We start from the raw sequence: 12,708 nt of genomic DNA, 5'->3' as shown, positions 1-12,708 counted from the left end.
CCTTTTTAACGTCAAAAGAAGTTAAAGCTTTCAGCTTTGGGCTGAAAAGCACTCTGCCCCCGATTTTAGCTGGCTAGGCGTTGGAGAATGTCTTGGAGCATCCCCTTGCTGCAGCCGAAATTAATTCGAAAATGATCCGCTTTATGAAAATCGATGCCAGGCGATGGGCCCACGCCTTTTTCCTCTGCCCACTGCTGAACATTTTCAACGCCAAGGCCACTTGCATCCACCCAAGCAAGGAAGGTGGCGTCGGCTTTTAGCATACGCAGCCCATCTATGCTGTTAATGGTATTGAAGACCATGTCTCTGTTTTCACGCAAGTAAATAAGTTGCTGTTGGTGCCAATCGTCACACTGGGTAAAAGCCGCTTCAGTTGCTGCCAGCCCCAATACGGTAACCCAAGGCACAATACCTGCTGCTGCATTAGTAAATGCCTGACGCAGTTGGCGGTTGGGAATAATAGCAAATGAGGTACCTAAGCCCGCTATATTGAAGGTCTTGCTCGCGGCCATTAGGGTAACGCTATTTTCCGCAAGGTTTGCTTCACGCCCTGCAGGAATATGCGTTTTTCCCTCTTCTAAAATGAGGTCGCAGTGAATCTCATCGGAACAGAGAGTTACATTGTTTGCGTTACAAATATCGGCAATACGATCTAACTCGTCTTTAGACAATACCGAGCCCACAGGATTCATTGGGTTACATAGAATAAACAGTTTGCATCGAGGATCTGCAGCCTCTTTTTCTAGTGCATCAAAATCTAATGTATAGCGCGTGCCTTCTACCTCATTAATCGTATCGGCGCTGTCACCATTAGCATGTTGAACTACCGTACCGATATCAACCCGCTCTAAGCCATTGAGCTTAGGTGCAGCTAACAAAGGCGGGTAATTCGGGGTTTGAATAAGCACTTTATCGCCGGGCTCACAATAAGCTTTACAGGCAACGTTAAACGCTGGTACCACGCCAGGAGTCCACACTAACCACTCTGGCTTAATGTTCCAATTGTGCTTATCTTTAAGCCATCTAACTACCGCTTGAATTGCACCTTCATGGTGTGCCGGAAGAATGTATCCCAAATTACCATGTTCTACATAACCTGAAATAGCATTGAGTATTGGCTGAGCACAACGGAACTCGGTATCGGCAACCCACGCAGGAATGATGTCTTTTCCTTTGTACTTTTGCCATTTAAACGAGAAAGTGTCTTTTCGAGGGGGGGTATTATCGAATAACGTGCTCACATTACATCCTGTTGCATAAAAACTTGTGGCAACAGTGTAGAAGTTTCCTACGTTATAAACTAGGGTGAATATCGTGATTTAACGCTATTTCGCTAGATCTAAATGTACTTAAATAGAGATAAATAACATCACTTAATGCCATTATCTTTTGTGTACAGCTACTTCTTGGGTCTTTTGAATTAATTCCGTCATATCAAGTGGTTTAGCTAAGAAACCCGTGACCTGAAGCTTACGAGCCTCAATAACCAGTTCTTTATTTGGGTCTGCGGTAATTAGTAAAAATGGAACGTTGAGACCAGAAGAATGGCAGGTTTTCAACAAGCTTAAACCATCGTAATCCGGCATAACTTGATCGCTAATAATTAAATTTAACGAGTCAGAAGTTTGCTGTAACAAAAAGTCTCTAGCAAATTTGCTGCGTGTAAACGAATAAACGGTTGCGTCTAACTGCGTTTCCAGCGCATCGGTTATCATATCAAGCGTGATAGGGTCGTCTTCGACTACGGCTACAGAAAACAATACGATCCCCTTAAAAATCGGTAAGTAGTGATAATTTATGCCAGTTTAAGGCCTTTTTTAGCCCCTAACCCAATTAGTCTAAGCATAGGTGAGTAAATTATCTTTGACCACTACCCATTGGTCGAAATTTTGGCCGCTTTACGCAGAATAAAAAATGCCAGCAAAAAGCTGGCATTTTAAAAGTTGTTTAAGTCTTAGAAGGTATTAAGACTTAGGCGCGCGTGATGCACGCTTACGCTCGTTTTCAGTAAGAAGCTTCTTACGAATACGGATAGACTCAGGCGTTACTTCAACGAGTTCGTCATCATCAATAAACTCAAGCGCTTGCTCAAGAGACATCTTAATTGGTGGAACGAGTGTCTGCGCTTCATCAGTACCTGATGCACGAACGTTAGTAAGCTGCTTACCTTTAAGCGCGTTTACAGTAAGGTCATTGTCACGGCTGTGAATACCAATAACCATACCTTCATACACTTCTACACCGTGTCCGATAAATAGGCGACCACGCTCTTGAAGGTTAAACAAGGCGTTAGTTAGCGCCTTACCGTTAGCATTGGCAATAAGCACACCGTTTTTACGCTTACCAATAATACCGCCCTTATAAGGACCGTAGTGATCGAACGTGTGGTAAAGCAAGCCAGAACCTGACGTCATCGTCATAAATTCAGTTTGGAAACCAATTAAGCCACGGCTTGGAATAACGAAGTCGATACGTACGCGCCCTTTACCATCTGGTGACATGTCTGTCATTTCAGCTTTACGCAGACCAAGCTGTTCCATAATAGAACCTTGATGCTGTTCTTCACAGTCGATGGTCAACGTTTCGTATGGCTCTTGTGTTTCACCGTCAACTTCTTTCAGAATTACTTCTGGACGTGATACTGCAAGCTCGTAACCTTCACGACGCATGTTCTCGATAAGTATACCTAGGTGAAGCTCACCACGACCTGATACGCGGAATTTATCCGGATCTTGCGTCTCTTCTACACGAAGCGCTACGTTATGTACTAGCTCGTCTGTAAGACGCTCAAGAATATTACGTGACGTTACATATTTACCTTCTTTACCAGCAAACGGCGACGTGTTTACTTGGAAAGTCATGGTTACCGTAGGCTCGTCAACGGTAAGCGGAGGAAGCGCTTCTACCGTGTTAACGTCACAGATGGTGTCAGAGATCTTCAGTTCGCCAAGACCAGAAATTGCAATGATATCACCCGCGTGAGCTGAACTAACTTCATGACGAGCAAGACCAAGGTAGCCATAAACTAGACCAACTTTTCCGTTGCGCTTTTGGCCATCAGCAGTAACGATAGTTACTTGTTGATTAGGCTTCACAGAACCGCGCTTAACGCGACCAACACCAATTACACCTACGTAAGAGTTGTAATCAAGCTGAGAGATCTGCATTTGGAATGCGCCGTCGATGTCCGCATCAGGAGGAGATACTTGGTCAACGATAGTTTGGAACAACGCCGTCATATCGTCTTCTTTAGTGTCTGAGTCCAATGATGCCCAACCGTTAAGTGCTGACGCATAAACAACTTGGAAATCTAATTGTTCGTCAGTAGCACCTAGGTTGTCGAACAAATCGAAAACTTGGTCCATTACCCAATCAGGGCGAGCACCTGGCTTGTCGATCTTATTGATAACAACAATTGGCTTAAGGCCTTGAGCAAATGCTTTTTGCGTTACAAAACGCGTTTGCGGCATTGGACCTTCCTGTGCATCTACAAGTAGAAGTACAGAGTCGGCCATTGACATTACGCGCTCTACTTCACCACCAAAGTCAGCGTGTCCTGGAGTATCGACGATATTGATACGGTAGTCGTTCCAGTTAATCGCTGTATTCTTAGCTAGGATGGTAATGCCACGTTCTTTCTCGATGTCGTTCGAGTCCATTACGCGCTCTTCTTGCTCGCCTCGAGATTCAAGGGTGCCAGACTGCTGTAACAGTTTGTCTACCAGGGTCGTTTTACCGTGGTCAACGTGGGCGATGATTGCGATGTTACGCAACTTATTTATATCAGTGGTATTCATGCTTATATAGAGCCTGTGTAAATCAACGACTACTGCAATTCAGTGGAAAGGAGTATGCGTTAGATTTGTTGCAAAAAAATGCAGATAGAAAATTTGCGCGGATTGTACAGAAAAACCACGGCATTTGCGCATCTTTTTTTTGATGTGGACACGTTTTATTGATTTTCAATCACTTGTTCAACTATTGAACACTTATGTTGCACCGTATTGAACATATTAGGTAGCCATATGCTGCAAAGTATTCTAGGCTGATTATCGTAAAAAAAGAGCGAATCACCACAATCGTGCAAGAGCGCACAGTTATGGTGCATTTCAACTTAAAAGGAAGTGATGGGTGCCCCGCTATGCCACAGAAATCGGCATGCATATAGATGGCATGATAATCGCTTTCACTTTTTTCACTGTTGGGGTGAAGCTGATCATCCCGCATTTTTTACATTAAACCTGGAGGACACGATGTCGATTGATAAGGCATTAGAGCTTATTAAAGAAAGTGAAGCGAAGTTTGTAGATTTACGTTTTACCGATACAAAAGGTAAAGAACAACACGTATCTATCCCTGCGGGCCTAGTTGATGAAGAGTTTTTCGAAGAAGGTAAAATGTTCGACGGTTCTTCAATCGCTGGCTGGAAAGGCATCAATGAATCAGACATGGTTCTTCTTCCAGATGCGGACAGCTGTGTTGTAGACCCGTTTGCTGAAGAAACACAAGTAAACATTCGTTGTGACATCGTTGAGCCTTCTACTATGGAAGGTTATGAGCGCGATCCTCGTTCAGTTGCTCGTCGCGCGGAAGAGTACCTAAAGTCAACAGGCATTGGTGACACAGTATTCTTCGGTCCTGAGCCAGAATTTTTCCTTTTCGACGACGTTCGCTTCCACACAGATATGGCGGGTTCTTTCTATAAGATCGATTCTGCAGAAGCCAAATGGAATTCAGGTGAAGAATTCGAAGGCGGCAACATGGCGCACCGCCCAGGTGTTAAAGGCGGTTACTTCCCAGTACCACCAGTAGATTCTGCCCACGACATCCGTGCAGCAATGTGCTTAGTAATGGAAGAAATGGGCCTTGTAATTGAAGCGCACCACCACGAAGTAGCAACAGCTGGCCAAAACGAAATTGCATGCCAATTCAACACGCTAGTTAAGAAAGCTGATGAAATTCAAGTTTACAAGTATGTAGTTCACAACGTTGCACATGCATACGGCCAAACTGCTACCTTTATGCCTAAGCCACTTGTTGGCGATAACGGTTCTGGTATGCACTGCCACCAGTCTATCTCTAAAGATGGCGTGAACATCTTCGCGGGTGACAAGTACGCTGGTCTTTCTGAAGAAGCACTTTACTACATTGGCGGTATCATTAAGCACGCGCGTGCAATCAACGCATTTGCAAACGCATCGACTAACTCATACAAGCGTCTAGTTCCTGGCTTCGAAGCGCCGGTAATGCTTGCTTACTCAGCACGTAACCGCTCAGCGTCTATTCGTATCCCACACGTAACTAGTGATAAAGCGCGTCGTATCGAAGTTCGCTTCCCTGACCCAACAGCTAACCCATACCTAGCGTTCACTGCAATGCTAATGGCTGGTCTTGACGGAATTAAGAACAAGATCCACCCTGGCGATGCAATGGATAAAGATTTGTATGACCTACCTGCAGAAGAAGCAGCGGAAATCCCAACAGTTGCAAGCTCGCTAGAAATGGCGCTTGAAGCGCTTGATAACGACCGTGACTTCCTTAAAGCCGGTGGCGTTATGACAGACGACATGATCGATGCATACATCGACCTTAAGTCTGAAGAAGTAACCAAACTTAACATGACAACTCACCCTGTTGAGTTTGACATGTACTACAGCGTGTAATAACACCTGTATAGCGATATATACTAAAGCCCGCTTTGCGGGCTTTTTTTATGCGCGCTAATTATCTACTATGGTTATATAAATTCGTTAAAGAATACCAATAGAGTCCCCTTTTTAGCGGAATTTACTGTGCGCCAGTTTTAGTCAAATCTAGCCAGACCAATTAAGTGCTCGGCCAAAGGTAATAAATTGGCAGCCCTACAATACATTGATTAGGTAACAACACGTGCAAAACATGACGCGAAATATCTGCTTACTATCACTGCTGACGCTGGCTAGCTATGGGCTGCTTCCTTTACAGGCCACTGCGCTAAGTCAAGATAATGAACAAAAAAGTACGCAGCAAGATGCACAAATGAACGACGAAGCTGAAGGCGTCAATGCACCCGTCGCTGGAACCTCTTCCTCTACAACAATCTATAAAGTAGTTGGAAAAGATGGATCTGTTACTTACACCGATAAGCCGCAAAAAAATGCAGAGCCATTAGCGTTTGATGGAAAAACACAGAACGTAGTTACCGCTGCGAAAGTTCCCCCGCCACCACCACTTAAGCCCGATACACCAAAGCCGAAATACCGCGTGGTAATCAAATCTCCAGCACCTGAGGCGACAATCCGAAATAATTTAGGTGAAATTACCATTTCAGCGACTCAAACTGGTGCACCTAAAGCACCTATCTATCGGTTAATTTTTGATGATGCCCCAATTGCTAGCAATAATTCCGGCGTTTTTAAGTTATCTGGTATCCATCGTGGGGCACACACCTACAAAGTTGAACTAACTAACAATACGGGCAAGACTCTTGCATCGTCTCCAGTTCAAACCCTTTACCTTCATCAGGCATCGGCGTTAATTAATAACTAATAGCGTGCAACCATGGTTATGCAAGCGCACCACAGAGGTTCAGTAAATATTTATTGCTGAGTTCTTTATTCGCGCACCGCATCATTGCAAGCTACAATGCACAAATATGGTGCAAAGGAGACGAGCTCGGATGCATTCCACCGAGTTAGAAACACAACAGCTAATCAATAGCTTAAACACCGCATTAGTGATGGTAGACAATAAACTTACGATTGTTTATGCCAACCATGCGGGTGAAGCTTTGTTTGAAACTGGGTTGAAACAACTTATCGGACACCCACTTCAAGACTTCTTTTTGCCGGGCACAATAGAGACCACCCGCCTTAAAGCCGCTATAAGGAAAGGTGAAGATTTCACCGAGAATGAAATTAAATTGGCGTTTAGAGATAACCGCTACGTATCTGCTGATTTGACTGTAACGAATTTACACTTTGAAGACGGCCCACGCCTGCTATTTGAAGTTAAAAAAATTGATCAGCAAAAACGCATAACGCGAGAAACACTGCAAAACGCACAGCATTATGCTGCTCGAGAACTAGTGCGCGGCCTTGCTCACGAAATTAAGAACCCACTTGGCGGCATTCGTGGCGCAGCACAGCTTCTAGAAAAAGAGCTGAACGACGAGCACAAAGAATTTACCAGCATGATCATTGAGCAATCTGATCGTCTTCGCAACTTGGTTGACCGTCTACTAGGGCCCAATTCACTGCCGCGATTCGAAGAAAGTAACGTGCATCAGGCCCTTGAAAAAATCCGCAGCCTTATGCGATTTGACTCAGATAGCCCTATTGCCATTGTTCGCGATTATGATCCGAGTATACCGCCACTGATGCTTGATCCGGATATGATCCAGCAAGCGGTGCTCAATATTGTTCGCAACAGTGTTCAGGCGCTAACAGAAAGCGAAACGCCTAATCCAGAAATAAAATTAGTAACACGCATAGAGCGCCAGATGACGATTCAAACAAAACGTTATGCGCTAGTGGCAAAAATAAAGATTATTGATAACGGACCGGGCATTCCGCCGGAAATTAAAGACACACTTTTCTACCCCATGGTCACAAGTAAACAGAATGGCTCTGGGCTGGGTTTGTCAATATCACAGACCCTAATCAACCACCACGGCGGCAAAATAGATGTAGACAGCTACCCTGGTCACACTGAGTTCGTAATTTATCTACCAATCGATCGTAAGGAGACAGACGATGACGAATGAGTCTGTGTGGATTGTCGATGACGACAGTTCTATTCGTTGGGTGCTGCAAAAGGCCTTACAGGCAGCTGAAATAAGCTGTTTAAGTTTTGAAAACCCTGAAGATTTATTACTTCAACTTCAAAGCGGCCAAGCCCCTGAAGTCATCATTTCAGATATTAGAATGCCACAAATGGACGGCATGACTTTATTGAACGAAGTGCATTCTTCGCACCCTATGCTTCCCGTTATAATCATGACGGCGCATTCTGATCTTGATAGCGCTGTAAACGCTTATCAAAAGGGTGCGTTTGAATATTTACCAAAACCTTTCGACATAGACGAAGCGGTTACATTAACCCAGCGGGCACTTGCCCACTCGAGGGAACAATCAAACGTATCAAAAGCACAGCCCGAAGATGTGGTGACCGAGATCATCGGCGAAGCACCTGCTATGCAGGAAGTGTTTCGCGCCATTGGCCGCCTCTCACGCTCTTCAATCAGCGTGCTCATTAACGGACAATCGGGCACCGGTAAAGAGCTGGTTGCACATGCGCTTCACAGGCACAGCCCTAGAGCAACTAAACCCTTTATTGCGCTGAACATGGCTGCTATTCCCGCTGATCTTGTAGAGTCTGAATTATTCGGTCATGAAAAAGGTGCATTCACCGGTGCACAAGCTGCTCGCCAAGGTCGCTTTGAACAAGCCGACGGCGGTACGCTATTCTTAGATGAAATTGGTGACATGCCCTTAGATGTGCAAACTCGACTGTTGCGCGTACTTGCTGACGGCCAGTTTTATCGCGTTGGCGGTCATCAATCGGTGAGTGTGGACGTACGCATTATTGCAGCAACCCACCAAAATTTAGAACAGCGTGTTGCTGAAGGAAAATTTAGGGAAGATTTGTTCCACCGCTTGAACGTAATTCGCGTACACCTCCCCTCTCTTAGTGAACGCAGAGAAGACATTCCCCTGCTAACGCGACACTTCTTACGTCGTGCAGCGAAAGAACTGGATGTAGAAGCTAAGAGTATTTCTAAAGAAGCTGAGCGCGTCATGTCCCAGCTATCATGGCCTGGTAACGTCAGGCAGTTAGAAAACGTGTGCCGATGGCTTACCGTGATGGCAAGTGGTCAAGAAGTTCTGCCTAGTGATTTACCACCAGAAATCCACAGCGACAACGCGATAGAGAAACCGAGTACAGAATCGGGCGAATGGCCAGACTTGTTGGCTAGCTGGACGGATAAGCAACTTCGTGACGGTCATCACAACATTCTTAACGACGCAATGCTGACGTTTGAGCGCGTTATGCTTGAGCGAGCGCTGCATCACACACACGGCCATAAGCAAGATGCTGCTAAGCGTTTAGGTTGGGGGCGCAACACGTTAACAAGAAAGCTCAAAGAACTCGGCGTAAACTAATTATCTGGTTGAGTTAGGCATACCTAAAAAAAATAGCAGACGCAGGCCTGCTATTTTTATTTGTCTGGCTCGCCAATCATTTTGAATAGCTTTTAGCCTCCTACTGAGAGCTTATCCAAAAAGACTGCAGATTCTTAATGTCCTTTGGTCAAAAGCGCCGTCATTGCCTGGTTGAAAATTCTCACCCATTTCATGCTGAACTGGCCTTTGGCGCTGCGGTTAATTTCAATCACCGCCTCTTTTTTTGATAACACCTTATCTTCATTGTGAGCTCTGGGATGAGTCATGGCGTCATAGGTATCCACTATAGCGAGTAACTTTGCGCCTTCACAAATATCGTCTTCTTTAAGCCCGAGCGGATAACCGGTTCCATCAGTACGCTCGTGATGCTGCATCACAATTTTGCGCGCCATATCCCACTGGTCTAAATGCTCTAACAAACGCGCGCTCTTATATACGTGAGAGCGCATAAGATTAAACTCGTTATCGCTAAGAGCATCCCCTTTATGGAGTAGCTTTAGAGGCATAAATGCCATACCGAAATCGTGAACGTAACTGGCAACGGCAAGCTGATCCTCGTCAATAGGATTTTCGGCCACGTCATTAATGTACATTGCAAGTTTTGCGACCCGATCACCACGCCCAGCCCAGTAATCTGAACGGCGCTCTATAGACTGCATTAGATCTCGGAAAAACAGAATATCCTGCTTTTTTTCGCTACTAATGTCTTTCGGTATTCCCGTTGCCGCAAGGGTGACCGGTTTATTTTGAGTATTGGATTGCTCGTTATCATCAACCACTCTATCTAGAGCCGGATTTAGTAATAGTACGGCTTCTGTTAGACGCTTCTCATGATCAGATGAATTTTCAGGTGTCACACGGCTTATTGCCAAAACTAGCTGGTTGTGAAGGTTGTCATCGTACTCAGCACTACCATTGGCCATTACGCTTTCGACAAACGCTTTAACCCTGTCCATGGTCAGCAATACCAAATCACTCATTGTGCTTGTGTAAGCCACCTGCCCTTTACGCAGATAATCTAGCAAGTCCTCCACGTGCTGCAAAAGCGGGATCATCGGTGAGAAGTTAACTAAGCCCAAATCGCCTTTGATTGTATGAATAGAGCGAAACAAAGCGCGCTGCAACTCGTTGTCTTCAGGACGAAGCTCTAACTCAATCAGAGTTTGCTCACTAGATTCATAGAGTTCGTTAATTTCCTCCATTAGGTCAGCAAGAATATCTTCTTCGAGGTCGTCTGGAGTGAATGTTTGCATATACTGGTTACCGAGTTAGATTCGATTGCGCTTCTTCTTATTGTAATTGGGTATCGGCAAAATTTCCTCATACTAAAGGTGATAAAGATAAGGACTTTTTAAATAAAAAGATTAGCGCTGTAAAAACTCATCGGACAAGTGTACGCTGAAACTTCATCTATACTGCGCGCGTCAATAGAATCTAGGAGTTGTTTTGATCGCTTTATTCCGCATTCCAGCACTTTTTATCGCCTTTTTGTTTATCAACGTTGTGTTGTTGATTATTTGTATTGTGCGTCCTTTTCACAAAGATAACGTTCATGCAGCGGGCAGCTTATACTCTCTCATGGCAAAAATTGTGGGCCTGAAGCTCATCATTAGAAAGGACCCAGCGGTTAAAATTAATGAACCTTACGTATTTATAGCTAATCACCAAAATAGTTTTGACGTGATTACGATTTGTAAAGCTGCCCTTCCTGGCGTGGTCACAATTGGTAAAAAAAGCCTAAAGTGGATCCCTATATTCGGCCAAATATACTGGCTATCTGGGAACATCATGATTGATAGAAAAAACTCAGGTAAAGCCCGAAATACGCTAGATATTGCCGCACATCGTATAGCTAAAAAGAAGACGTCAGTGTGGCTATTTCCTGAAGGCACCAGAAGTTACGGCAGAGGTATTCTACCTTTTAAGCAGGGAGCATTTCGTTTAGCGAAAACGACCAATGAGCCAGTTGTTATGGTTACAGCCAGCAACTTGCACAACAAAGTGAAATGGAACCGTTGGGACAATGGGATAGTGCTCATTGATATTTCTGCTCCCGTCCCCCTTACTGAAGCGCATTCAATCAAAGAGTGGATGGTACATTTCAATGATGAAATGAAACAAAAATTCGATACGCTCAATACTCAGGTCGCTGAACTAGAAAAAAGCAGGTAAACTTGCGTCAAAATTGCTAACGAGTGTTTATTATGACCCAGTTCGATGAAAGAGAAGAGTGGTACGAGTTTAATCAAGAAACCATTGATGCCCTTTTAGAAGACGGCAGCCAAGCAGACGCCGACTATACCATTGAGCACCACTTCGCCAGTACAGACTTCGATGTGTTAGAAAAAGCCGCCGTAGATGCATTTAAAGCCGGTTTTGAAGTTACGGATGCAGAGGAATTGATGCTAGATGACGGTGAAACAATTTTCTGCTTCGACGCTATAGTTGAAAGGAAACTGGATATTGAAAAACTCAATGCAGATTCTGACGCACTGCTAAAAATTGCTGACAAACACGACGTAACGTACGATGGATGGGGCACCTATTTTGAACCCCGTGAAGAAGGCGAGTACGAAGAAGAAGGCTATCACTTCGACGACTAATTCTTAAATTCCCAGATAAAGCTGAAGGGGCATTAAGTTACTCTTCAGCTTTTGTTCATCTTTTTCCATCAACAATGACACTGTCATTATCGATTGGAAAAGGATGGACAGATGAAAAAATTACTACTCGCACTTGCCACATACTCCGCTTTTACCGCAGTGCAATTAAATTTCACTGCGCCTGCGCATGCAACAATTGAATCAGACTCGCAGTTAAAAGCCGTTGAGTCTAAAGAGTATCGCTACGACAAGCCCTTTGTTCCATCGGCCTCGCTTGAATCGAAGACCACAGATACTGTAAATAGCCAACGCGATGAAATTCAGTCTTCGGATGGCGCTCTTCATCAAGACCCGAATATTCTTGAAACTGAAAAACACACGCAGCATTTGGGCATTAATAAGTCTTCTAGCGATATTGTCGTTAGCAGTATTAATGAATTTTGGATTTACGAAAGCTGGGTATCGTTAGAGCAAGATATCGACTACGATGGCTATCACTCTACTTTTTCAATCGAGTTCGACGCCGATACTATTTTTACACGCGCCCCTGTTTATGCAGTTTTATACCTAGGTAGAAACGATGTTTATGAAGCTATTCATGTGACGTCTGACTTTTACATCTATTCAGAAGATTCCACGGACACGTTTACAATTGAAAGTAATCTTTTATCTGGGTACGCTCCGGGGGATTACGATATTTTACTAGAGCTTTATGACGCAGATACAGAAATGCTAGTCGCTTACACAGATGCCTACGATGATAGCGCTCTTGCGTATGTTCCTCTTGAAAGTGAAAACTACGAGTATGTTGCAGAAGAGACGGTAGTGATCGTTGAAGAGCACGGTGGTACATGGACTTTTCTCACGCTCGTTATGCTAGGTGGAGTAGCATTCATGCGCAGATTGTCGGTAAGAAGCCAAAGATAGATTGATTACACAGC

At 44.4% G+C, this 12,708-nt stretch carries 11 protein-coding genes; 7 read left to right on the top strand and 4 right to left on the bottom strand.

Annotated elements, in window-relative coordinates:
* Positions 1 to 65: 65 nt before the first annotated feature.
* The 3 genes from C6Y39_RS00915 to typA all read right to left on the bottom strand — a co-directional run bounded on the left by C6Y39_RS00915 (position 66) and on the right by typA (position 3,797).
* The gene (locus tag C6Y39_RS00915; protein ID WP_105929456.1) at positions 66 to 1,241 is read right to left on the bottom strand and encodes a MalY/PatB family protein; all 1,176 of its coding nucleotides are present in this window, start codon (positions 1,239 to 1,241) and stop codon (positions 66 to 68) included.
* Between the two features lie 141 nt (positions 1,242 to 1,382).
* The gene (locus C6Y39_RS00910; protein ID WP_105929455.1) at positions 1,383 to 1,760 is read right to left on the bottom strand and encodes a response regulator; all 378 of its coding nucleotides are present in this window, start codon (positions 1,758 to 1,760) and stop codon (positions 1,383 to 1,385) included.
* A 204-nt stretch (positions 1,761 to 1,964) separates the two neighbouring features.
* A complete protein-coding gene (gene typA / locus C6Y39_RS00905; RefSeq protein ID WP_105929454.1) occupies positions 1,965 to 3,797 on the bottom strand; it encodes a translational GTPase TypA in 1,833 nt (610 codons plus the stop codon).
* A 456-nt stretch (positions 3,798 to 4,253) separates the two neighbouring features.
* On the opposite strand from typA, the gene glnA reads away from it, so the two are divergent.
* The 4 genes from glnA to glnG all read left to right on the top strand — a co-directional run bounded on the left by glnA (position 4,254) and on the right by glnG (position 9,143).
* Positions 4,254 to 5,663 carry a glutamate--ammonia ligase gene (gene glnA / locus C6Y39_RS00900; RefSeq protein WP_105929453.1) on the top strand — a complete coding sequence of 470 codons (1,410 nt, stop codon included), beginning with the start codon at positions 4,254 to 4,256 and terminating at the stop codon, positions 5,661 to 5,663.
* Positions 5,664 to 5,898: 235 nt separating this feature from the next.
* Positions 5,899 to 6,528, top strand: a complete 630-nt coding sequence (locus C6Y39_RS00895; RefSeq protein ID WP_240618783.1) for a DUF4124 domain-containing protein — start codon at positions 5,899 to 5,901, stop codon at positions 6,526 to 6,528.
* Between the two features lie 130 nt (positions 6,529 to 6,658).
* Positions 6,659 to 7,744, top strand: coding sequence for a nitrogen regulation protein NR(II) (gene glnL, locus C6Y39_RS00890; RefSeq protein ID WP_105929451.1), 1,086 nt, complete (start codon positions 6,659 to 6,661; stop codon positions 7,742 to 7,744).
* Positions 7,734 to 9,143: a nitrogen regulation protein NR(I) gene (glnG, locus tag C6Y39_RS00885; RefSeq protein ID WP_105929450.1), complete on the top strand. Its 1,410-nt coding sequence runs from the start codon at positions 7,734 to 7,736 to the stop codon at positions 9,141 to 9,143. The genes glnL and glnG overlap by 11 nt, the downstream gene beginning before the upstream one ends.
* 134 nt (positions 9,144 to 9,277) lie before the next feature.
* On the opposite strand, the gene C6Y39_RS00880 is transcribed toward glnG, so the two are convergent.
* Complete coding sequence (locus tag C6Y39_RS00880; protein WP_105929449.1) at positions 9,278 to 10,417, bottom strand: HD-GYP domain-containing protein; 1,140 nt, start codon at positions 10,415 to 10,417, stop codon at positions 9,278 to 9,280.
* A 193-nt stretch (positions 10,418 to 10,610) separates the two neighbouring features.
* Here C6Y39_RS00880 and C6Y39_RS00875 point away from each other — a divergent pair, with 193 nt between their 5' ends.
* The 3 genes from C6Y39_RS00875 (at position 10,611) to C6Y39_RS00865 (ending at position 12,694) form a co-directional block, all read left to right on the top strand.
* A complete protein-coding gene (locus tag C6Y39_RS00875) occupies positions 10,611 to 11,336 on the top strand; it encodes a 1-acylglycerol-3-phosphate O-acyltransferase (protein ID WP_105929448.1) in 726 nt (241 codons plus the stop codon).
* A 32-nt stretch (positions 11,337 to 11,368) separates the two neighbouring features.
* Complete coding sequence (gene rraB, locus C6Y39_RS00870; protein ID WP_105929447.1) at positions 11,369 to 11,767, top strand: ribonuclease E inhibitor RraB; 399 nt, start codon at positions 11,369 to 11,371, stop codon at positions 11,765 to 11,767.
* 111 nt (positions 11,768 to 11,878) lie between these two features.
* On the top strand, positions 11,879 to 12,694 hold the full coding sequence (locus C6Y39_RS00865) for a choice-of-anchor H family protein (RefSeq protein WP_105929446.1): 816 nt from the start codon (positions 11,879 to 11,881) through the stop codon (positions 12,692 to 12,694).
* Positions 12,695 to 12,708: the final 14 nt, after the last annotated feature.

Origin of the sequence: Alteromonas gracilis (assembly GCF_002993325.1) — a bacterium.
Taxonomy (GTDB): domain Bacteria; phylum Pseudomonadota; class Gammaproteobacteria; order Enterobacterales; family Alteromonadaceae; genus Alteromonas; species Alteromonas gracilis.
Note: the sequence above shows the minus strand (reverse complement) of the source record. Positions and strands in the feature narration are given on the sequence as shown.

Bases quoted from the DNA above. Each gene is read 5' to 3' on its own strand.
- typA (WP_105929454.1), bottom strand. From the start codon at position 3,797: ATGAATACCACTGATATAAATAAGTTGCGTAACATCGCAATCATCGCC.
- glnA (WP_105929453.1), top strand. From the start codon at position 4,254: ATGTCGATTGATAAGGCATTAGAGCTTATTAAAGAAAGTGAAGCGAAG.
- C6Y39_RS00895 (WP_240618783.1), top strand. From the start codon at position 5,899: ATGACGCGAAATATCTGCTTACTATCACTGCTGACGCTGGCTAGCTAT.
- glnL (WP_105929451.1), top strand. From the start codon at position 6,659: ATGCATTCCACCGAGTTAGAAACACAACAGCTAATCAATAGCTTAAAC.
- glnG (WP_105929450.1), top strand. From the start codon at position 7,734: ATGACGAATGAGTCTGTGTGGATTGTCGATGACGACAGTTCTATTCGT.
- C6Y39_RS00880 (WP_105929449.1), bottom strand. From the start codon at position 10,417: ATGCAAACATTCACTCCAGACGACCTCGAAGAAGATATTCTTGCTGAC.
- rraB (WP_105929447.1), top strand. From the start codon at position 11,369: ATGACCCAGTTCGATGAAAGAGAAGAGTGGTACGAGTTTAATCAAGAA.
- C6Y39_RS00865 (WP_105929446.1), top strand. From the start codon at position 11,879: ATGAAAAAATTACTACTCGCACTTGCCACATACTCCGCTTTTACCGCA.